We start from the raw sequence: 20333 nt of genomic DNA on the forward strand, positions 1-20333 counted from the left end.
GCCTCCTCGGCTGGGGAGGTCGCCAGTGAACCGGCGTGAGAACGGTGGAGGACGGGCTGCGCCATGATCGGAAAGGGTCACGGGCCGGGCCCGTGACACCACCATATCCGTTCCCGGAGGCGCTGGGAATACCGGGCTTGCTGGGAAATGCGCGCGAGCGGACAACGCGACTTCCCAGGGAGGGTGCTCAGCGCTGCTTCAGCTCGCGGCGCATCTGCTCGAGCTGGGTGCGCAGGGTGCCATCATAGAGGAGGCTGCCCACCTGGGCGGCAACTCCACCCAGCACGTTGGGGTCGACCCGGGGCTCGAGCACCACGTTGCGCTGGGTGAGGGCCTGCAGGGTACCCGAGAGCGTCTGGAGGGTGTCCTTGGACAGGGGGATGGCGCTGGTGACGTGGCCCCGCAGGCGGCCCGCCTGGGCATCGGCCATGTCCCGGTAGAGCCGGGCGATGTCCGGCAGGTAGGCGAGTCGGTTGCGATCCACCAGCAGGCGCAGGGTGTTGACCAGCGCGGGCTCCAGCGTGCCGGACGCCTTGATGAGCGCCTCGACGACGCGCAGGCGCTGCTCGCGGGTGTAGGCGGGGTTGAGGAGGATGTCCGCCAGCTCCCGGTTGTCGGCCACCAGTTTGGCGAAGGTCGAGACCTGCTCGGACACGGCGTCGGCGCGCCCCGTCTCGGTGGCGACGTCGAGGAGGGCACGGGCGTAACGGCGGGCAATAGACACGTTCACCATGGCGCGGCGCGCTTAGCACGCCCCTCCTTTCTCGGCAATGCCTCGCGCATCCGCCGCCCGGAGCGAGCCATTAGTTCTCCTGCGCCCCCGGGCCGCACGCGGGGTGAAGCGGTGAAAGAGGCGCGCCAGCGTCCGGCTTTCCCGGCGTATCATGACCGTACGGATTTGCCTGCCGGACCCTGGTTTCTCTCCATGCGTGACCCCATCATCGGCATCGACCTGGGCACCACCAACAGCGTGGTGGCCACCGTGGAGGAGGGAAGGCCCCGTGTCATTCCCTCGCGCGTGGGAGGGCGCCTGACGCCTTCCGTCGTGGGCTTCACCCCGAACACGACCGAGCGCGTGGTGGGCGCTGCCGCCCAGGCGCTCGCCTCGGAGCATCCGGACTGCGTGGTGTGGGCCACCAAGCGCTTCATCGGGCGGCGCTTCACCCCGGAGCTCGTCCAGGCGGCGCGCTCGGTGGTGCCCTACCCCATCCTCGGGGGGACCACCGGGGACGTGCGCGTGAAGATGGCCGGGCGCACCGTGCCCGTCACCCAGGTGGCGGCCATGATCCTCGGCGAGCTGAAGCTGGACGCCGAGGCCTACTTCGGACGCGAGGCGAACCGGTGCGTCATCACCGTTCCGGCCAACTTCGACGACGGGCAGCGGCAGGCCACGCGCGAGGCCGCCGCCATCGCCGGGCTGGACGTGCTGCGCCTCATCAACGAGCCCACCGCCGCGGCGCTCGCCTATGGCCTGTCGCGGGGCTTCCAGGGCCATGCGCTCGTGTTCGACCTGGGCGGCGGTACCTTCGACGTGACCGTGCTGGAGGTCACCGACGGCGTCTACGAGGTCAAGGCCACCGGGGGTGACTCGGCGCTGGGTGGCGAGGACTTCGATCTGAAGATCGTCGACTGGTTGCTGTCGCAGATCGACGAGCCCCTGCGCGAGAGCGTGCACCGCGACGTGGTGTCCCAGCACAAGCTGAAGGTGGCCGCCGAACAGGCCAAGCGCGAGCTGTCCGAGTACGAGGAGACGCTCATCTCGCTGGCGGGCCTGGGGGATCAGACGCAGTCGGCGCGCAAGCTGACGGGGTTGGAGACCGTGCTCACGCGCTCCTACTTCAATCAGTTGTGCGAGTCGCTCTCCGAGCGGTGTCTGGCGGTGTGCCGCTCGGTGATGAGGGACGCCGGCCTGAAGCCCTCGGCGGTGGACACGGTGCTGCTGGTGGGCGGCATGACGCGCGTGCCCCTCATCCGCCAGCTCGTGACGGACTTCTTCGGCAAGCCCCCCTCCACCGAGGTCAACCCCGACGAGGCGGTGGCGCTCGGCGCGGCCATCCAGGCCGACGAGCTGGCGCGTCAGTCCGGCGCGGCGCTGCTGCTCGACGTGGTGAGCAACTCGCTGGGCGTGGGGGTGCTGGGGGGCAAGGTGCGGCGCCTCATCCCCCGCAACCGCTCGGTGCCCGTGGTGGCCAGGGAGATCTTCCACCCCGGCCGCCATGGGCAGACCGAGGCGCGCATCCCCGTGTACCAGGGGGAGAGCGACCTGCAGGACGAGAACCGCAAGCTGGGCGAGGTGGTGCTGCGCAACCTCCAGGCGGGCTCGCGCGCGGACACGTCCCTGGAAGTCACCTTCGAGCTGTCCAACGAGGGGCTGCTCGCGGTGCGCGCCGTGGATCTGCAATCGGGCCTGAGCGAGGAGGTGCGCATGGAGGCGCGCCCCCACCTGCCGGCCAGGGAGGCCGACCGGCTCGTGAAGGAGCAGGCCGCGTACGCGCAGAAGCAGGCCCAGCAGGACGCGCGCAAGTCCGAGGACAAGTTCCGCAAGCTGCTGGAGCGGGGGGAGAAGCTCGCCCGGCTCCTGCAGCACGGCGCCGAGGAGAACCCCGGTGAGGAGGCCCAGGCGGCGGTGGCCAACGTGCGCTCGCTCCTGGAGTCGGGCCGCGCCGCCCTCGAGGCCCAGGACGCCGAGCGGTGCGCCCAGGTGGCCCGTCAGCTCACCCAACTCCTCGCGGGACGCTAGGCGACGACGCGCGCACTGGCGGTTTTCTGGCTCACCCCTTCCTCCGGGTCTCGGTTTTCCGAGGGCCCCGCCTCCGCGTGCGCCACGCCAACCCCTTGGAATCCCAGACACCCGGCACCCGCTCCATGCTGGCACACGGGTGGCAATACGCGCTCCCGCCGAAAGACACATGGCGAGGAGTCAGGGTCATGCATTCAAACAAACATCCAACCAAACAAACTGGAGTGGTTCTCGCGCTGATGGGTCTCGTGGGGTGCTCCAGCTCACGGGACATCCCGGAGAACCAGCCCGTGCAGATGTCGGCGAGACTCGAGGCCTTCGAGAGCTGTGAGGGGCTCGAGTCCTATATCGAGAACGCCGCGGTGCTCGACATGCGCGCCTCGCTGGAGCGCTCCAAGCCCTCCTACTGGCGGAGTTGGGGGGGCGGCGTGGTCTTCAGTGACGGGGCGGCTCCCCCCTCCGCGCCCAACTCGGACTCGGGCGGGGGCGCCTCGCCGGGGAGCTACACGGGCACCAACAACCAGGTGGCCGGCGTGGACGAGGCGGACTTCGTGAAGAACGACGGCACGCGCCTCTTCGTCCTCTCCGGACAGAAGCTCTATCTCCACCGCTCCTGGCCCGCCGAGTCGTTGCGCACCGAGTCCTCGCTCACCATCGAGGGCCGGCCCCGGCAGATGTTCCTGCACGGCGACAAGGTGGTCGTCTTCTCCGAGGTGTATTCGAATACGAACCCGTCGGGAGCCGGGGGCGCGAGTGACTCGACGGTCGGGTGCAACTACCTGTCGATCTGCGTGGCCGGTGGAATCGTCTCCACCAAGGTCACCACGGTGGACGTGTCCCAGCTCGCCGCTCCCCAGGTGACGGGCGAGTTGTATCTGCCGGGTGGCTACCACGACGCGCGGCTGTCGGGCGGCTCGGTGCGCCTGGTGTTGAACGAGTTCTTCGTCTGGCCCGCCGGGATGCGCTGGTACCCCGAATACAACGCGGAGCTCTGGGCGGACACGTCGCGGCTGGAGCGGGAGATCGACGCGCTCAAGGACGCCAACGAGCAGCTCATCCGCGCGCGCTCCCTGTCGGACTGGAGGCGGGACGGGTACTTCAAGCAGCCGGACGGCACCCAGGTGCCGGTGGCCCAGGACTGCCGCGACTTCCACAAGACGAACGCGCCCACGCAACTGGGCTACGTCACCGTGGCCTCGATCGACCTGAACGCGGCGGTGGCGCAGGCGCCCGGACGCACCACCCTGGTGGCCCAGCCGGACATCCTCTACGCCAATGGCGATGCGCTCTACCTCACCGCGCGGCACTGGTGGTGGTGGTGGACGCCGGGGCAGCGGGACTACACCTACATCCACAAGCTCGACCTGGAGCAGCCGGGGCGCGTCCGCTACGTGGCCAGCGGCACCCTGGAGGGCCACCTGCTGGACCAGTTCAGCCTGGATGAGCACGAGGGCGTGCTGCGCACGGCTACCACCATCTCCTGGCGCGTGGATGAAGCCGGCAACCCCTGGGGCCGCACCGAGACGACCAACCGCGTCTCCACCCTGCGTCAGGAGGGCAATCGGCTCAAGTCGCTGGGGCGCAGCGAGGACCTGGCCAAGGGCGAGCGCATCTTCAGCGCGCGCTTCCTGGGCAACAAGGGCTACGTGGTGACGTTCCGCCAGGTGGATCCGCTCTTCACCTTCGATCTCTCGGACCCGGCGCACCCGCGCAAGGTGGGCGAGCTCAAGGTGCCGGGCTTCTCCACGTACATCCACCCGCTGGGCGACACGCACCTGCTGACCCTGGGGGTGCAGGTGGCGGAGAACGGCGACTGGCGCTCGCGCTCGCTCAAGCTGTCGCTCTTCGACGTGTCGGACCTCGCCCACCCCCGCGAGGCCTTCACGCAACTGGTGGGCTCGCCCAGCAGTGGCAGCGAGGCGCTCTATGATCACAAGGCCTTCAACTTCTTCGCGGCCAAGGGCCTGCTGGCCATTCCCTTCACCGACTGGGCCCCGTCGTCCACCGGCTACTACTGGGACAACTTCGTGAGCGACCTGCGCGTCTTCCGCGTGGATACGGCCACGGGCTTCACTCCCCTGGGCGCGCTCTCCATGAGCGACGTGTACCGCACCCTCAGCACCAACCGGTGGAACTACTGGTACCAGCCCTACGTGCGCCGCAGCGTGATGGCGGATGACTACGTGTACGCCATCTCGGATGGCGGTGTGCGCGTGTCCCACGTGAACCAGCTCTCCACGCCGCTGGCCACGGAGCGCTTCCAGCCCACCGTCGTGTACTGACGCGTGGCGTTGGGGAAGGGGAGCGCGCGCCGGGCGTGCCGGGCCGTGATAAGGGCCCGGCTGCCATGACGTCCGAACCCCTTCCCAGCCGCCGCGAGGAACTCCAGCAACTCTGGAAGCTCGCCCTGCCCATCGCCATCGCCCAGGCGGGCCAGCACCTCATGGGCTTCGTGGACACGGCGGTGGTGAGCCGCGCGGGGACCCAGGCGCTGGCGGCGGTGGGCCTGTCCTCCTCCATCTTCTTCGCCCTGAGCAGCTTCGCCATGGGGCTGATGATGGGGTTGGATCCGCTGGTGTCCCAGGCCATCGGCGCGCGCAACCTCTCCCGTGCGCGGGTGCTCTTCTGGCAGGGCAGCTACCTGGCGCTGATCGTCGGCACCGTGCTGGCGGTGCCCCTGGTGGTGGGGCCCCGGCTGCTGCCGCTCGTGGGCGTGAGCTTCCCGGAGCTGCCCGAGGTCCGGGACTACCTCACCTGGCGCGCGTTCAGCCTGCCGCTGGTGCTGCTCTTCATCACCGCCCGGGCCTATCTCCAGGGGGTGGGGCGGCCCCAGGTCCTGGTGGTGTCCACCGTGGTGGCCAACGTGTTCAACCTCGCGGCCAACGTGCTGTTCGTCTTCGGCGGCGAGGGGCTGCCCGCCTTCCTCGGGCCCTTGCGCGCGATGCCCGCCCTGGGCGTGAAGGGCTCGGCGCTCGCCACGCTGCTGGCGACGCTCGTGCAGTGGGCCATCGCCGCGTGGGCGGTGCGGATGGCGCCGGGTGCGGAGGGGTTGGGCTGGGTGCGTCCGGTGCGCGCGGACATCCTGCAGGCGTTGCGCGTGGGCGTGCCCATCGGACTGCACGTCGCGGCGGAGGTGGGTGTCTTCTCCCTGGCGGGCGTGCTCGCGCGCTGGGTGAGCCCGGAGAGCATGAGCGCGCATCAGATCGCCATCTCCTACGGCAGCCTCTCCTTCGCCATGGCGTTGGGCATCGGCAACGCGGGCAGCGTGCGGGTGGGCTGGGCCGTGGGGGCGCGGGATACGCCGCGCGCCCGGCGCAGCGGGATGATGGCGTTCGCCTCGGGCGCGGCCTTCATGGCGCTCTCCGGACTGGTGTACGCCCTCTTCGCTCCGCAACTGGCGGACCTCATGGGCACGCCCCCCGAGGTGCGGCCCCTGGTGGTGCCCCTGCTGATGGTGTGCGCCGTCTTCCAGCTCTCCGACGGCGTGCAGGGCGTGGGCGCGGGCGTGCTGCGCGGCGCGGGCGAGACGCGCTTCACCTTCCTGGCCAACGTGGTGGGGCACTACGCGGTGGGCCTGCCCGTGGCGCTGGTGCTCGGCTTCGGACTGAAGCTGGGCGTGGTGGGAATCTGGTGGGGCTTGTGCGCGGGTCTCACCTTCGTGGGACTCGCGCTCCTGTGGCGCTTCGAGCGCCAGAGCGCCGGCACCCTCCGTCCCATGGAGGGATGAGCGCACGGGGTTCATTTAGTGTAAAATTACACCATGATTGGCTCTGTCTTGTCCGTGAAGTCTCGACTTGCCCTCTTTGGCTTGCTGGCCGCGGTGGTCTCCCTCGGGGGGATCGGGTGTGCCACGGCCTCTCGGGCGACGATCGCGGCGCCCCCCGCGCCCGAGCCCATCGCCGAGCCGGCGCCGGCGCCGACGCCCGAGCCCCCTCCGGCCCCGGCTCCCGTGGTGAAGGCCGAGCGCCCCAAGGCCTCCAAGCGCACCGCGGCCCGGCCCGCGTCCGAGGCGAAGGCGGCGACGGGGACCTCCATGGCGGCGAGAGCGTCCGAGCCGAGGCGGCCCCCGTCGGACGGCGTGTCGCTCGGGTCGGGCGAGCCCGTGGCCTTCGATCCCTCGGTGATGACGCGGCCCCAGCGGGTGAGCGGGCGGGAGCCCCAACTCACCCCGGAGGCCCAGGCCGAGCGCGTGCGGGGCGCCGCGCTGGTGCGCTGTGTGGCGACCCGCGAGGGCCGGGTGACGAATTGCCGGCTGCTCAAGGGCCTGCCCTACATGAATCAGGAGCTGCTCGAGGCCCTGTCCACCTGGCGTGTCACCCCCGCGACCGCCCAGGGCAAGCCCATCGACGTGGACTACACCTTCGTCGTCCGCATCCCCACGGGGTGAGCGGATTCAGCCCTGGCGGGCCCGACGGCGGATGGCCTCGTTGATGGCCTTGAGCGGGAGCACCTGGTCCGCCGCGCCGCGCTCGATGGCCGCGCGCGGCATGCCGAACACCACGCTGCTCGCCTCGTCCTGGGCAATCGTCGCCGCGCCGGCCTGCTTCATCAGCAGCAGCCCTTCCGCCCCGTCCTCGCCCATCCCCGTGAGCAGCACGCCCACCGCGTTCGCCCCCGCCGCGCGCGCCACCGAGTGGAACAGCACGTCCACGCTCGGCTTGTGTCCCGAGACCCGCTTTCCGTCCGCCACCTCCACCTGGTAGTGGCCCCCGGTGCGCCGCACCCGCAGGTGCCGGTTGCCCGGCGCGATGAGCGCTCGGCCCTGCAGCACCCGGTCGCCCTGCTCCGCCTCCTTCACCTCGATGCGGCACAGCTCGTTGAGCCGCTGGGCGAAGGCCAGCGTGAACTGCTCCGGCATGTGCTGCACGATGACGATTCCCGGGCAGTCCGGAGGCATCGGTTGCAGCAGTTGTCGCAGTGCATCGGTGCCCCCCGTGGAGGCCCCCACCGCCACCACCTTGTCCGTCGTCACCGTGAGCAGGGAAGCCATGGGCTTCTCCGCTGGCTCCTGCTCCCCCCGTGCCGGGGGAACGTACCGCTCCGGCCGGGGACGTGCCTTCGCCGCGTCGCGCAGGGACTGCACGAATCGCATCCGGGACTCGCGCAGGAACTCGCCCACGCCCAGCGGGGGCTTGGAGATGATCTCCACCGCGCCTTCCTCCAGCGCGCGCACCGCCAGCTCCGTGCCCGGCCCCGCCAGCCCCGAGCACACCACCACCGGCACCGGTGCCTCCTCCCGCATCAACTCGCGCAGGAACGTCAGCCCGTCCATGCGCGGCATCTCCAGATCCAACAGGATCACGTCCGGTCGGTGGCTCGTCATCTTCTGCCGGGCGATGAGGGGATCCGACGCCACCTCGGCCACCATGTCCGGCACGTGCTTGAGCAGCATCAGCATGCCCTGGCGCACCACCGCCGAGTCATCCACCACGAGCACCCGCAGCACAGGAGCCAAGTCGTATCCTCGTCCGCCGGTCTCACCCGCCAGGAGTCGCGGCCCCTGGAGGTTACGCGTCACCGCGCGCACACGCCACCCGAGGCCCGGCGGGTAGGACTCCAGGTCCGTGCCGGGCATGCTGGCGGCCCTACCGTCCGGCTCCCGGCGGGCGGCGCGCGTGGGGGCCTACGGGTGGTGCGCCGCCTCCTCGTCCTTCTCCGCCTCGGAGCGCACGTCGGACGCGTCGCGGTCCTGGAAGCTGGTGATGTTCATGCGCGCCTCGCTCAACGCCTGGGGCCCGAGGGTCAACCCGTTCCCGATGGACGCCTCCAGCACCTCGCCCAGGCTCGCCTTGTGCATTTGGTCCTTGTCGAGGACGAGGTGGATGTCCTCGTCCTCGATCCTCTCCACGGCCCTGAAGGGGACCCGATAGTCCCTGGCATAGAGCACGCCCTTCTCCACGACGAAGGCGTCTTCCAGCAGGCCGATGACCCTGCCCATCTGGTGCCCATCCCTGCTCTTCACCACCATGCCCACCCGAACATCCATTCGCTGTGCCATCGCTCGCTCCTCCGCGCGCTGAGGGGACAGGGGCGGCCGGTTCTTCCCAGCCGTCCCACCCGGGAAGATGGGAATCCGGCCGGGCCTCCGTCAGCGGGCCCTTCCTCTTCTTCCTCCTCTTCGGCCGAGGCTCGGCCGGAGCGTCAGGACGCCGCGGAGCGCCTCGCCCGGGTGGCCTCGCGCAGGAGCGCGGCGTCATCGAGGATCAACGCGATCCGCCCGTTGCCCAGGATGCTCGCGCCCGAGATGCACGGCAGGTCCTTGAACAGCGAGCCCAGGGGCTTGATGACCGTCTGGCGCTCTCCGTGGAGCATGTCCACGACCAGGCCCACCTTGCCCTGCGGGTGCTGGACGATGACCATGCTCTCGCGAGGCGGCGCCTGCGTGCCGGGGCTGAAGAGGTGGCGCAGCCGGAGATAGGGAATGACCTCGCCCCGCAGGTTCAGCACGCCATCGCGCTCCCCGGCCCGCCCCCGCGCGCTCTCGGGCAGCTCGATGCACTCGTGCACGGACTCGAGCGGCACGACGTACGTCTCCGCGCCGACGCCCACCAGGAACCCCTCGATGATGGCGAACGTGAGCGGGAGCCGCAGGGAGATGGTGACGCCGTGTCCCTCCCGGCTCTGGACGGTGACCTTGCCGCGCAGGGCCTCCACGTTGCGGCGCACCACGTCCATGCCCACGCCCCGGCCCGACGTGGCGGTGAGCTCCCGCGCGGTGGAGAAGCCCGGCTCGAAGATGAACGAGAAGAGCTCCGCTTCCGGCAGGGACTCCGGTTCCCGCGACAGCCCCAGCGCACGGGCGCGCTCGATGATGCGCTCCTTGTTCAGGCCCGCCCCGTCGTCGATGACCTCGAGCAGGATGCCGCCAGCGTCATGGGCGGCGCGCAGCTTGAGCTGGGAGAGCTCTGGTTTGCCCCGCGCCCGGCGGATGTCCGGCGTCTCGATGCCGTGGTCGATGGCGTTGCGAATCATGTGCAGCAGCGGATCCCGCACGTTCTCCACCAGCGCGGTGTCCATCTCCACGTCCTCGCCCTCGAAGACGAGCTCGACGTGCTTGTCCCGCGACGCGGCCAGATCCCTCACGGTCCTCACGTACTGGCGGAACGTGGGGCCGAGCGGCACCATGCGCACGTTCATCACCAGCTCCTGCAACTCGCGCAGCAGGCGCTCGCCGTCGTGGCTCGCCTCGAGCAGTTGCTCGCGCGGCCGGTCGCCCTCGAGCATGGCGGTCAACTTCCCCTGGGCGATGGACAGCTCCCCGATGAGATCCACCATCCGATCCAACTTGGTGATGCCCACCCGGAGGTTGCGCGCCCGCTCCTCCTCGGCCAGGGGTTTGCGCTCGGAGGGAGAGGGGGGAGGCGAGGACTCCGTCTCGCTGGCGGCCGGAACCGGGGCCGTGAGCTCCGCGCGGCCCCAGCGGGTCATGAGCGCCATCACCGCGCGGTGCTGAGCCGTCAGCGTGACCTGCCCCGCCGCGAGCTGCCCTCGCAGTTGTCGCATCGCATCCACGGCGGACAGCAGCAGGGACACGAGCCCGTGCGATACGGCGAGTTCCCCCGTGTGCAGGCGCTCGAGCAGGTCCTCCAGCTCGTGGGTGAACTCCACGAAGGCGGGAAGCTCCACGCACGTGGCGTTGCCCTTGAGGGTATGGGCCGCGCGGAAGATGGTCCGCAGCCGCTCGGGATCCGGCTGTTGCTCCAGACCGACGAGCTGCTCCTCCATGAGGGCGAAGACCTCGTCGCACTCGAGGACGAAGACCTTCAGCAGTTCGTCACGATCGATGTCCATCGGGCTCCGTCTCGGAAGCGGCCAGCACCAGACCGGCTTGTTTTTCCAACAGCGCGAAGAGCTCCAGGTCCGAGTCTCCCAGCGTGGGTTTGTGCGGCAGCATGCCGAAGATGGCGATGACGCCCCAGACGCGGCTGCCGATGCGCAGCGGGACGCAGGCGGTGAGCGCCGGCTCGTTGCCGGTGGCGGGGGGACGCTTGCCCTCGCTGGCGACGAAGAGCTGCCCGGTGAGGGCCGTCTGGCCGATGATGCCGCTGCCCAGGGGGATGGACTGGAGCCCCGCCGGCTCGATGCCCATCGAGTGCACCAGCACGAGCGTCGAGTGCTGCTCATCGAGCTCGAAGATGCCCAGCTCCTCGGAGCCGACGATGTTGTTGATGATGTCGCGCAGGATGTCGAGCAGTGCCCGTCGCTCCAGGGTCTCGTGCAGCCGGTGGCTGGCCGCGTACAGGCCCACCAGGCTCGTCACCCGCGCGTCCGCCTCGCACAGCCGCTCCTCGAGCCGGGCCCGCTCCTGGTGCAAGGCGTCCAGTCGGGTGCGCAGGGACGCGTTCTCCGCCCGCAGCTCTCCCAGACGCTCTTCGGTGCGCTGGAGCGCTGTGGGGTCGGGGGTCGCGGGCTTGGAGGGAGGGTCCTGGCTCATGAGGAACGCGAGGGAGAACGGCTACTCGCCGAGGTGCTGGCGCAGCTTCTGGAGCAGATCGCCCTTGTCGAAGGGCTTGGTGATGTATTCGGTGCAGCCGCTCTCATAGCCTGCCTGCACGCTGTGTGGCTCTCCCCGGGTGGTGACCATGATGATGGGGGTGGCGTGCATCTCCGGGCTCGCGCGGATGCGCCTGCAGGCCTGCAGGCCGTCCATCTGCGGCATCACGACGTCCATGAAGATGAGATCCGGCCGCTCGCGCAGCGCCAGGTCCACCGCCTCCACGCCATTGCGGGCGATCAGCAGCTCGTAGCCGCCGCCACTCAGCATCATCCGGTGCATGAGCAGCACGGTGTTGGAGTCATCCACGAGCAGGATCTTCTTGCGTGTCATCGTCACGTTCTCCAGACGGAGCGAGCCGTTCATTCCGGCTTGTTGCGCGCGGCGGGATCCACACCACACAACTCGCGCAGCAGCGAGAGTCCCTTGGGGCTCATCCCGAGAAACTGCACCCCCATGCCGACGGGATGGGAGAAGGCCTTGCGCTGGGCATACGTATTGGCCCAGGCCACGACTCCCGAGCCCCGCAGCTCCGTGCGTTGGGTGGTCAGGTGGATCTTCAGCTCCACCGCGGCCCCCGGACGCGCCGGCACGAGCGTGCGCAGGAAGATGCCCCCGGGGCTGAGGTCATACGAGTAGCAGGAGTTCCAGTCGCCAAAGAGATTGCCCGCCTCACGATACTCGACCGGGCAGAAGAAAGGCACGCGCGCCTCGGGTTGGAGGGCATTGCTGACGCGGGAGAACCAGGCATTGGCCTTCTGGACGACATGCTCCGGGAAGACCTGGGTCATGTCGAAGCCAGCCACCAATCCCCCGCCGGAGTGGGTGGCGAGTTCCCCGGGACCTCCGGGGCAGATGAGGAACCAACGCGACCCCGCCCAGGTCTCTTCCGGATGGCGCAGCCGCAGCACGCGGCTCAGTTCCTCGCGCGACGCGGCGCACAGGATGTGCAACTCGATGTTGGACCCGGGGGGCGGCTCGCGCTCGTCCTCGAGCGAGCCGTAGAGCACGTGGTAGCCACTCTGCTCGAGCAGCTCGCCCGTGCGCCAGGCGAAGTTCTGCTGCCCATGCAGGAGGGAGACGACCTTCGGGCCCAACCTTCCCAGGGAAGACGGGTTCACGCGAGGCGTGGGGGTGGCGGCCACCTCGAAGCGGGGTTGGAGTTGATGCTGCCGCAGCGGCTTGAGCAGGCAGTCGTCCGCGCCCATCTGGCTGAGACTCTCGATGAACTCGGTGGGCGTTTCCAGGTTGGCCAGGAGGACCAGGGGGGCGCCCACCATCCGCCGCAGCTCCTGCAACCGGGAGAGGGTGCTCTCCTCCGCTGGCATGAAGGACGAGCAGTCCAGCATGAGCATGAGGGGACGTTGCCTCCTGGACTCGGCCAGGGCCTCCGTGAGGTCTCCCACGGCGACGCATTCGCGGTCCGCGGCCTGGATCGCCTGGATGGTCTGCGCCCGCAACGGGTTCGCGTTCTCAATGAGGATGACCCCGCCGCTCGCGCTCATGACCTGACCCGATCCCCCTTCATGGCCCGCATGGACGACATCCCCCTCGACGCACTTGCTCCCCGGGCCGCATCTCCCGGGGCATCGCGCTTCTCCCCAGGCTGATGGTCCTTGCTTCGATGTCAAAGCGCATGGGGCAGGTGAGCATAGAGCATGCGAGGCGAGGGGGGCACGCGGAGATCGGCGGTTGGGGGTGAAGTCGAGGCGGAAGGCCCCCGGTGGGGCGGAGAGGGGACCGCGCCACGCCGGGGGGCTTGCCTACCTGGTCACGCTCCCCTCGAGGGCGTGGCGGGGGCTCGGGAGTCTCGGGGCTTGGAAGACCGGTCATTTCCTCCAGGCGGGCAAGGGCCCGCTGTACGCCACTTCAGTGACCCATAGAATGAACCTGGGCGCGAGCTCTCCCCCTGGGGTGCTCGTGCGGATGAGGTTCTCGCATGGAACACCCCCCTGCTTCCTCGCCAGGTGCGCCGGACGCACCGCTTCGGAATTCGGAGGAGCTTTCCGAGGCCGCGAGCGGCAAGGCGGACGAGCGCGACCCGGTGGAAGCACGCCTGGCGATGCAGAACCGGTTGCTGGAGCTGGTGGCGCGCGGCACGCCGCTGCCAGAGATGCTGCACTCCATCACCCGCGCCATCGAGCTGTTGAGCCCGGGGATGATGGCCTCGGTGCTGTTGCTGGATGACGCGGGGCTCCTCCATGTGGGCGCGGGGGCGAGCCTGCCGCCGGCCTACAACGCCGTCGTCGAGGGGTTGGCGATCGGCCCCACCGTGGGCTCCTGTGGCGCGGCCGCGTACTCGAAGCGGATGGTGGTGGTGACGGACATCAGCACGCATCCCAACTGGGCGCCCTATCGGGACAAGATAAAGGAGTTCCGGCTGCAGGCGTGCTGGTCCGGCCCCATCCTCTCCTCGGAGGGGCAGGTGCTGGGGACGCTGGCCATGTATTACAACGAGCCCCGGGCCCCCACCGAGCACGAGCTGCACCTCATCGAGACCATGGCCCACATCGCCTCGGTGGCGATGGAGAAGGCCAAGGCCGAACAGGAGCGCGAGCGCCTGCTGGTGCGCGAGCGCCTGGCCCGCCACGAGGCCGAGGCCGCCAGCCGGATGAAGGACGAGTTCCTCTCCACGCTGTCCCACGAGCTGCGCACGCCCCTCACCTCCATCCTCGGCTGGGCCCAGTTGCTGCGCACGCGCGAGATGTCGGAGGACAAGCGCCAGCGAGCCCTGGAGACCATCGAGCGCAATGCACGGGCGCAGACGCAGCTCATCGAGGAGCTGCTGGACATCAGCCGCATCGTCACGGGGAAGATGCGGCTGGATGTGCACCCGGTGGAACCCCTGCCGGTGCTGGAGGCGGCGCTCGACGCGGTCCGCCCGGCGGCCGATGCCCGGGGCGTCCGGCTGGCCCTGCGCGTCGCCCCCGGCATGGGGCCACTGCTCGTGGATGCCGAGCGCTTGCAGCAGGTGGTGTGGAACCTGCTGACCAACGCCATCAAGTTCACGCCCTCGGGAGGCCAGGTGGTCGTCCGGCTGGAGCGGGGAGAGGGCGAGGCCCGGCTGGAAGTGGAGGACACGGGCCAGGGCATCGATCCGGCCTTCCTGCCCCACGTCTTCGAGCGCTTCCGCCAGGCCGACAGCAGCACCACGCGCACCCATGGGGGCCTGGGCCTGGGTCTGGCCATCGTACGCCACGTGGTGGAGATGCATGGGGGCAGTGTGTCGGCGTACAGCGAGGGGCCGGGCCGCGGCTCCACCTTCCGCGTCGTCCTGCCGTCGACGCAGTCGGGCGTGCCAGCGCCTCTTTCCGCCCCTCGGGCCCGACCGGCGCGGGGGACCGGGCCTCCTGCGGCCGAGGCGCCTTCGCTCGAGGGGGTGCGCGTCCTCTTGGTGGAGGACGCGCCGGATACCCGGGCCCTGCTCACCGAGATGTTGGAGGGCAGCCGGGCCCAGGTGATGTGCGCGGCGAGCGCCCAGGAGGCCCTCGCGTTGCTGCTCGGCCCGTTGCGCGCCGACGTGCTCATCTCGGACATCGGCATGGCGGGAGGGGACGGCTACGAGTTGATTCGCCGGCTCCGCGCCCGGGAGCGTGCTGGGGAGCGGCTGCCCGCGGTGGCGCTCACGGCCTTCGCCCGGAGCGAGGATCGCTGGCGCGCCCTGGCCGAGGGCTTCGACATGCACGTCGCCAAGCCGGTGAACGCCTCGCGGTTGCTCTCGGTGGTGGCGTCGCTCGTCTCCACCCGACCCGCCTGACGGTCCCGGAAGGCATCAGGCTGCCGTACCCATGAGCTTCTCAGGGGCCGCGTCGTGGAAGCGGCATCTCGTTGAGGACGAGCCAGTACATGCCGAGCTGCCGCACCGCCTCGAAGAAGGAGGTGACGTCCACCGGCTTGTGCACGAAGCTGTTGACCCCGAGCTGATAGCTGTCCACCAGATCCCTCTCCTCCTTGGAGGAGGTGAGGACGACCACGGGCAGGGTCCGGGTCTGCTCGTGGGCGCGGATGCGCCGCAGCACCTCCAGCCCGTCGATGCGCGGCAGGTGGAGATCCAACAGGATGACCTGGGGCCGGATGTCCGGATTCCTGTTCGCGTGCTTGCCCTGGATGAAGAGGTAGTCGATCGCCTCGGCCCCATCGCGCACGACGACCACCGGGTTGTGGATGTTGCTCTTGCGGAAGGCTCGCAGGGTCATCAGCTCGTCGTCGGCGTTGTCCTCGACGAGCAGGATGATGCGTTGGCTGGGATCATACATGGGGGGGGGTCCTCGGGGATTCGGGAGCGGGTGGGCGACTGGCGTGCTGTCCGGCGGGCGCGTGGAGGGTGAAGTAGAAGGTGGCGCCCTGTCCCACGCGCCCCTCGCCCCAGACGTCTCCTCCGTGGCGCTGGATGATGCGCTGCACGGTGGCGAGCCCCACGCCATTGCCCTCGAACTCCTGCTGGGTGTGCAGCCGCTGGAACACGCCGAAGAGCTTCTTCTGGTACTCCATGTCGAAGCCGTCCCCGTTGTCCCGGACGAAGTAGACGCGCGGGCCCTCCCGTGGCGGGAGGGTGCCGAACTCGATCTCCGCCACCTCCCGGCCCCGGGAGAACTTCCAGGCATTGCCCAGCAGGTTCTCCAGCATCGCACCCAGCAACTGGGCGTCCCCGCGGTCCACCAGCCCTTCCTGGATGTGGAAGCGCGCGGTGCGCTGGGGCTGCCAGCGCTGGAGCTGCTCGCGGATGGTGTGCGCCAGGGTGGACAGGTCGACGTCCGTCTCGATGAACTCGGTGCGGTTGACGCGCGAGAGCGAGAGGATGCCGTCGATGAGATCGGCCATGCGCCGCGAGGCGGCGCGGATGCGCTGGACGTAGTCCAGGCCGGTGGCATCCAGCTTGTCCGCGCAGTCCTCCGTCAGCGCGAGGGTGAAGTTGGAGATGCTGCGCAGGGGGGTGCGCAAGTCATGCGCCACGGAGTAGGCGAAGGCCTCCAGCTCGCGATTGGAGAACTCGAGCTGGGCGGTGCGCTCGGCGATGCGGCGCTCCAACTGCGCATTGAGCTGGTGCACCTGCTGCTCGGCCTCGCGCCGGTGGCGGATGTCGATGACGATGGCCAGCGAGCCCTCGTAGCTGCCGCCCTCGTCGTTGAGCGGGCAGGTGGAGATCATGGTCCAGATGTGCGTTCCATCCTTGTGCAACATCTTGAACTCATTGATGAGGACGGTCTGTCCCTGGCGCTGCACCTCGATGGTCTCCTGGGTGCGGCGGACTTCCTCCTGCCCGAGGAACTCGTAGAGGTCCCTGCCGATGATTTCCTCGGGCGTGTAACCCAGCAGCTCGGCCGCGAAGCGGTTGACGTAGGTGACGCGCCGGGCGCCGTCGATCATCCAGAGGCCCTCCTGGGCGGCCTCCACGATGCGCTGGAAGCGCAGCTCGGTGCGACGCCGCTCGGCCTCGGCCAGACGCTGCTCGTGGATGTCTCGCACGTAGAGCACGGCGCCCAGGTGTTTTCCCTGGCGGTCGCGGATGGGTCTGGCGCTCACGTGGATGTACCGGCCTTCCGGGATGGCTCGGTTGCGCACGAAGAGCTCCTCCTCGGCGGCCTCCTCGGTCTGGAAGGCGCGGTGCATCGGGAGCCGCTCGGAAGGGCACAGCGTCCGCGTGTCCGGGAGGAAGAGCCCGTACTCCTCGCTCCAGTCGTCCGGGGCGGGGTCCGTGGGCGAGATGCCGAGCAGTTTGTGGCACTGCTCATTCATGTAGAGCCGGCGGCCCGTCGTGTCGACGACGGACATGCCCTCGGAGGCGCTGTCGAGGATGGCGCGCAGCATGTCCAGGTATTCGACCTGGAAGAGGAGCGTGGCCATCTCATCGGGAGAGGTCATCGTGAAGGACGGGATGGTCATGGTGCGGGACGGGGGCTGTCGACGCGGGGCGCACACGCGGGGCCGGTCGCGCAACGGCGGAGACGCTTGGAGATGGACGTGAAGGCGCTTCCGCCAAGAGCCTGACTCTGGTGAAGACGGGGCGAGAATAACAATCGTCCGGCGTGACAGTCATCTCGATGCCGGGCGCGAGTGGATGGATGCCTGGTAGCCGGAGGAGCCAGGGCCACGCCGGTTGGAATCCCGCCTGGCGCCGCCGCTCCCCGCCGGCCGCGCTGGAACGACGACGGCTTCTCTCGCGACAGGGGCCCGGCGGCTACCGTGCCGCCGGGCCCCTGATTCACTTCCGCCCGGGTTCAGTCCAGGTGTGCCGCTACCGCGAGCCGCGGATCACTCGCACCGGTTCGTCTGCCGGTTGCACACGCGGGTGTCCAGGCAGAAGTCCGGCTCGGCTGGAGCGTAGTAGATGTCGGTGGAGCAGGGCGGCGCGTTGCCCTCCGGGTTGCTCGTGATGTCGCTCCAGGAGCGGTAGGAGATGGCCCCCTGGGTGGTGACCGTCTCGGGCGGACGGCACGCCCCGTAGAAGGACAGGGCCTGGCTGCGGCCGTCCACGTCGAAGCCATCCGTGCGGCTGCGTGGCAGATCGTTCGGGTTGCACTTCGAGGCGTCACGCACCTGCGCCAGCGCCACGCGCACGGACGCGCCGATGGGCAGCTCGAGCGTCTTGTAACCCGCGGAGCCGATCACGTTGTCCAGGATGCTGTTGATGGCCGTCTGGATGCTCGACGCGGTGCGGATGCTGCCCACGATGCCGCCCAGCGCCTGGATGGCGTCCTTGTGCACCGGGTTGAGGTGCTCCTCCTGGCTGTTGCACCGGGTGCCGTCGACGGGATCGCAGAGGATGCCGTGCATCTGGATGGCCTTGCCCGTGGGATTGGCGCCCTTGAAGTAGGTGACGAACTCCTCGAGCGTGTTGCCGGAGCCGGGCCCGGCACTGTCCGTGGACTGGTCGCGCGTGTCCGTGAGGAGGATGACGACCAGGCGGGCGTCGGGACGCAAGCGCTTGTTGACGTCGGTCGTGGTGGCGGCGGTCATGTCGTTGACGGCCTTGCGCGCCGGTTTCAGGTGCACTTCATCGGCGATGCCGTTGACACCAATCCAGCAGCCCTGCGTGGAGTCCGGGCACTGGGCGTTCTGCTGCAACCAGGCCTTGAACTGGTTGATGTCCCGGGTGAAGCCCCGGAAGATGTTGCGGTTGTTGCTGTAGGTCGCGCCGTAGGAGGTGGTCACCAGGGCGATGCGCCAGTCGGAGTTGCCCAGCCGCGCGGCCATGGCATTGGCGGCCTCACCCAGGGCCGCCTGGGACGCGGCCATGGAGCCGCTGTCATCCACCACGAACAGGAAGTCCGTGGGGCCACTGCCGGTGGTGGTGAAGGTCTCGCACCGCACCGCGTCCGCGTCACCGAACTGGGCCAGCGCCGTGCCGCCCGCGGTGTCGCCCATGACGAAGAGCCCCGGCTCCGCGTAGCGCGCCTTGGGGGTGATGGCCAGCACCACGAGCACGCTCGAGTTGGAGCGGTGCACGTACTGCGCCTGGACCTTGAACGGGCCCGAGACCTCCGTGCCGCCCGTGAGCGTCCCCGCCCCCGAGCCGACGAGGAGGTTGACCACCGAGTTGGTGTAGGCCGCCAGGGTGGTGGTGGACGACTGCTCATAGAAGGCCTGCGAGGCGGGATGACCGTCCCAGGTGGTGAAGAGCTGGGTGGTCTCCGTCACCGACGGCGCCAACTGGCCGCGCACGAACTGCTCGTCGCCCGCCACCGTGGTGGAGGTGCCCGCCTGGCCGCGCTTGTAGGCGATGAAGGTCACCTTGTGGGTGCTGTCGTAGCCGATGAAGCCCTTGATGCTGCCCGAGGAGATGGGCTTCACCTCTCCGAAGGTGGGGCGGAGCGCCAGGCGGATGTCACTGCCGTTGTCCTCCTTGAAGATCACCTCTCGCTGGTTCTGTGGGGCGCAGGCCTGGCCCTCGGGCGGGATGATGTCCGCGCCATTGCGCGGGTCGCGCTCGCCCGGGTCCACCTTGCCGTTCTGGTTGGAGTCCTCGACGCCGTCGGCGATGCCATCGCCGTCGCTGTCCGCGGTGGTGGGGCTCGTCTGGGTGGACGGGTCCGCGTCGCCGACATAGCCGCAGGTCGTGACGGGGGCCGCGCTGGTGGCCACGCCGCGCTCCACGCCGTCCAGCAGACCGTCTCCATCCGTGTCACGCTGGGTGGGGTGCGTCTCGCCCGGGTCCTGCACGCCGTTGGCGTTCGGGTCCTCGCCCAGGAAGGTGCCCCGGTTGGGTCCATCCAACAGGCCGTCGCAGTCCGAGTCCGGGGTGCGCCAGTCGGTGCCATGCGCCTGCTCGAACGCGTCCGAGAGGCCGTCGCCGTCCGTATCCAGGCTGGGCGTCGAGCAATCCGCGCCATTCTTCGGATTCGTCTCGCCCGGATCCGGGATGCCGTTGCCATTGCGGTCCTCGGCCCCATCCAGGCACGTGTCGCCGTCCATGTCGGCGTTGAGCGGATCCGTGCCGCTGGTCTTCAGCTCGATGAAATCCGACAGACCGTCGCTGTCCGTGTCGGGCCGGGTGGGGTCCGTCTCGCCCGGGTCCACCAGGCCGTTGTGGTTGGCGTCTTCCTCGCCATCCGTCAGGCCGTCCGCATCCGAGTCCTGTTTGGCGGGATCCGTCTCGCCCGGGTCCACCCGGCCGTTGTGATTGCGATCCTCCAGGCCGTCGAGGATTCCGTCCCCGTCCGTGTCTGGGTTGGTCGGGTTGGTGCGGCTCGAGGGATCCGCGTCCGCGATGAAGGAGAGCACGCACTCGGGTTGGGTGTTGAGGGTGGAAGTCCGGGTCACCTCCACGCCATCGCGCAGGCCGTCGCCGTCCGTGTCCTGCTTGCTCCGGTCCGTGAGCTTCACACCCACGTAGACATTGCTCCACTCCTCGGCGTCCGACAGACCATCACAGTCCGTGTCGAGTTCGACGAGTGCCTGCAGCGCGAGCCCGGAGGGAGGCGCGAGGTCCGACGGGGAATCACCGGACGGGGCACCCCGGGTCGGCATATCGGTCGGAGAGCCCGTATCGGGCCCATCCGTGTCCCTCGAGGAACAACCCACGGCGAGCAGGGTCAGGAGCGCGGCGAGGGGACGGGAAGGTTTTCTCATAAGCCTTATCTGGAAGGGAGTTCAGCGGTT

At 69.5% G+C, this 20333-nt stretch carries 15 protein-coding genes; 5 read left to right on the forward strand and 10 right to left on the reverse strand.

The features are described 5' to 3' along the window. Positions 1–187: 187 nt before the first annotated feature. A complete protein-coding gene (atpH, locus tag CYFUS_RS02775) occupies positions 188–733 on the reverse strand; it encodes an ATP synthase F1 subunit delta (protein ID WP_095983810.1) in 546 nt (181 codons plus the stop codon). Between the two features lie 192 nt (positions 734–925). Here atpH and CYFUS_RS02780 point away from each other — a divergent pair, with 192 nt between their 5' ends. The 4 genes from CYFUS_RS02780 to CYFUS_RS02795 all read left to right on the forward strand — a co-directional run bounded on the left by CYFUS_RS02780 (position 926) and on the right by CYFUS_RS02795 (position 7127). Beyond that, entirely contained in the window at positions 926–2740 is a 1815-nt protein-coding gene (locus CYFUS_RS02780; RefSeq protein WP_095983811.1) for an Hsp70 family protein, read from the forward strand. A gap of 188 nt (positions 2741–2928) precedes the next feature. Next, positions 2929–5022 (forward strand): beta-propeller domain-containing protein, encoded by a 2094-nt coding sequence (locus CYFUS_RS02785; protein WP_095983812.1) that lies wholly within the window; start codon positions 2929–2931, stop codon positions 5020–5022. Between the two features lie 65 nt (positions 5023–5087). Beyond that, on the forward strand, positions 5088–6467 hold the full coding sequence (locus tag CYFUS_RS02790; protein WP_095983813.1) for an MATE family efflux transporter: 1380 nt from the start codon (positions 5088–5090) through the stop codon (positions 6465–6467). Positions 6468–6500: 33 nt separating this feature from the next. Beyond that, positions 6501–7127: an energy transducer TonB gene (locus CYFUS_RS02795; protein ID WP_095983814.1), complete on the forward strand. Its 627-nt coding sequence runs from the start codon at positions 6501–6503 to the stop codon at positions 7125–7127. Between the two features lie 6 nt (positions 7128–7133). Here the strand turns inward: CYFUS_RS02795 and CYFUS_RS02800 are convergent, their stop codons facing one another. From CYFUS_RS02800 to CYFUS_RS02825, 6 genes are all read right to left on the reverse strand, one after another. Continuing rightward, positions 7134–8195 (reverse strand): protein-glutamate methylesterase/protein-glutamine glutaminase, encoded by a 1062-nt coding sequence (locus CYFUS_RS02800; RefSeq protein WP_198316438.1) that lies wholly within the window; start codon positions 8193–8195, stop codon positions 7134–7136. Between the two features lie 168 nt (positions 8196–8363). Beyond that, a complete protein-coding gene (locus tag CYFUS_RS02805) occupies positions 8364–8738 on the reverse strand; it encodes a hypothetical protein (protein ID WP_157758202.1) in 375 nt (124 codons plus the stop codon). 143 nt (positions 8739–8881) lie between these two features. Beyond that, positions 8882–10531: a chemotaxis protein CheA gene (locus CYFUS_RS02810; RefSeq protein WP_095983816.1), complete on the reverse strand. Its 1650-nt coding sequence runs from the start codon at positions 10529–10531 to the stop codon at positions 8882–8884. Continuing rightward, positions 10515–11174: a GAF domain-containing protein gene (locus CYFUS_RS02815; RefSeq protein ID WP_095983817.1), complete on the reverse strand. Its 660-nt coding sequence runs from the start codon at positions 11172–11174 to the stop codon at positions 10515–10517. The genes CYFUS_RS02810 and CYFUS_RS02815 overlap by 17 nt, the downstream gene beginning before the upstream one ends. Positions 11175–11195: 21 nt before the next feature. Further along, entirely contained in the window at positions 11196–11600 is a 405-nt protein-coding gene (locus CYFUS_RS02820; protein ID WP_232537321.1) for a response regulator, read from the reverse strand. Further along, on the reverse strand, positions 11597–12739 hold the full coding sequence (locus CYFUS_RS02825; RefSeq protein WP_095983818.1) for a PilZ domain-containing protein: 1143 nt from the start codon (positions 12737–12739) through the stop codon (positions 11597–11599). Before CYFUS_RS02825 ends, CYFUS_RS02820 begins: the two co-directional genes overlap by 4 nt. Before the next feature lie 434 nt (positions 12740–13173). On the opposite strand from CYFUS_RS02825, the gene CYFUS_RS53765 reads away from it, so the two are divergent. Continuing rightward, positions 13174–14991, forward strand: a complete 1818-nt coding sequence (locus tag CYFUS_RS53765) for an ATP-binding protein (protein WP_269770203.1) — start codon at positions 13174–13176, stop codon at positions 14989–14991. Between the two features lie 40 nt (positions 14992–15031). Here CYFUS_RS53765 and CYFUS_RS02835 read toward each other — a convergent pair whose 3' ends face one another. The 3 genes from CYFUS_RS02835 to cglD all read right to left on the reverse strand — a co-directional run bounded on the left by CYFUS_RS02835 (position 15032) and on the right by cglD (position 20303). Next, entirely contained in the window at positions 15032–15490 is a 459-nt protein-coding gene (locus CYFUS_RS02835; RefSeq protein ID WP_095983820.1) for a response regulator, read from the reverse strand. After that, the gene (locus CYFUS_RS02840; protein ID WP_095983821.1) at positions 15483–17117 is read right to left on the reverse strand and encodes a PAS domain-containing sensor histidine kinase; all 1635 of its coding nucleotides are present in this window, start codon (positions 17115–17117) and stop codon (positions 15483–15485) included. The genes CYFUS_RS02835 and CYFUS_RS02840 overlap by 8 nt, the downstream gene beginning before the upstream one ends. A gap of 369 nt (positions 17118–17486) precedes the next feature. Further along, positions 17487–20303 carry an adventurous gliding motility lipoprotein CglD gene (cglD, locus tag CYFUS_RS02845; RefSeq protein ID WP_095983822.1) on the reverse strand — a complete coding sequence of 939 codons (2817 nt, stop codon included), beginning with the start codon at positions 20301–20303 and terminating at the stop codon, positions 17487–17489. Positions 20304–20333: the final 30 nt, after the last annotated feature.

The sequence above is a fragment of the Cystobacter fuscus genome, assembly GCF_002305875.1.
In the GTDB taxonomy this organism is placed as follows: domain Bacteria; phylum Myxococcota; class Myxococcia; order Myxococcales; family Myxococcaceae; genus Cystobacter; species Cystobacter fuscus_A.

Bases quoted from the DNA above. Each gene is read 5' to 3' on its own strand.
- CYFUS_RS02815 (WP_095983817.1), bottom strand. From the start codon at position 11,174: ATGAGCCAGGACCCTCCCTCCAAGCCCGCGACCCCCGACCCCACAGCG.
- atpH (WP_095983810.1), bottom strand. From the start codon at position 733: ATGGTGAACGTGTCTATTGCCCGCCGTTACGCCCGTGCCCTCCTCGAC.
- cglD (WP_095983822.1), bottom strand. From the start codon at position 20,303: ATGAGAAAACCTTCCCGTCCCCTCGCCGCGCTCCTGACCCTGCTCGCC.
- CYFUS_RS02785 (WP_095983812.1), top strand. From the start codon at position 2,929: ATGCATTCAAACAAACATCCAACCAAACAAACTGGAGTGGTTCTCGCG.
- CYFUS_RS02840 (WP_095983821.1), bottom strand. From the start codon at position 17,117: ATGACCATCCCGTCCTTCACGATGACCTCTCCCGATGAGATGGCCACG.
- CYFUS_RS02805 (WP_157758202.1), bottom strand. From the start codon at position 8,738: ATGGCACAGCGAATGGATGTTCGGGTGGGCATGGTGGTGAAGAGCAGG.
- CYFUS_RS02780 (WP_095983811.1), top strand. From the start codon at position 926: ATGCGTGACCCCATCATCGGCATCGACCTGGGCACCACCAACAGCGTG.
- CYFUS_RS02825 (WP_095983818.1), bottom strand. From the start codon at position 12,739: ATGAGCGCGAGCGGCGGGGTCATCCTCATTGAGAACGCGAACCCGTTG.
- CYFUS_RS02820 (WP_232537321.1), bottom strand. From the start codon at position 11,600: ATGAACGGCTCGCTCCGTCTGGAGAACGTGACGATGACACGCAAGAAG.
- CYFUS_RS02835 (WP_095983820.1), bottom strand. From the start codon at position 15,490: ATGTATGATCCCAGCCAACGCATCATCCTGCTCGTCGAGGACAACGCC.
- CYFUS_RS02795 (WP_095983814.1), top strand. From the start codon at position 6,501: ATGATTGGCTCTGTCTTGTCCGTGAAGTCTCGACTTGCCCTCTTTGGC.
- CYFUS_RS02810 (WP_095983816.1), bottom strand. From the start codon at position 10,531: ATGGACATCGATCGTGACGAACTGCTGAAGGTCTTCGTCCTCGAGTGC.
- CYFUS_RS53765 (WP_269770203.1), top strand. From the start codon at position 13,174: ATGGAACACCCCCCTGCTTCCTCGCCAGGTGCGCCGGACGCACCGCTT.
- CYFUS_RS02790 (WP_095983813.1), top strand. From the start codon at position 5,088: ATGACGTCCGAACCCCTTCCCAGCCGCCGCGAGGAACTCCAGCAACTC.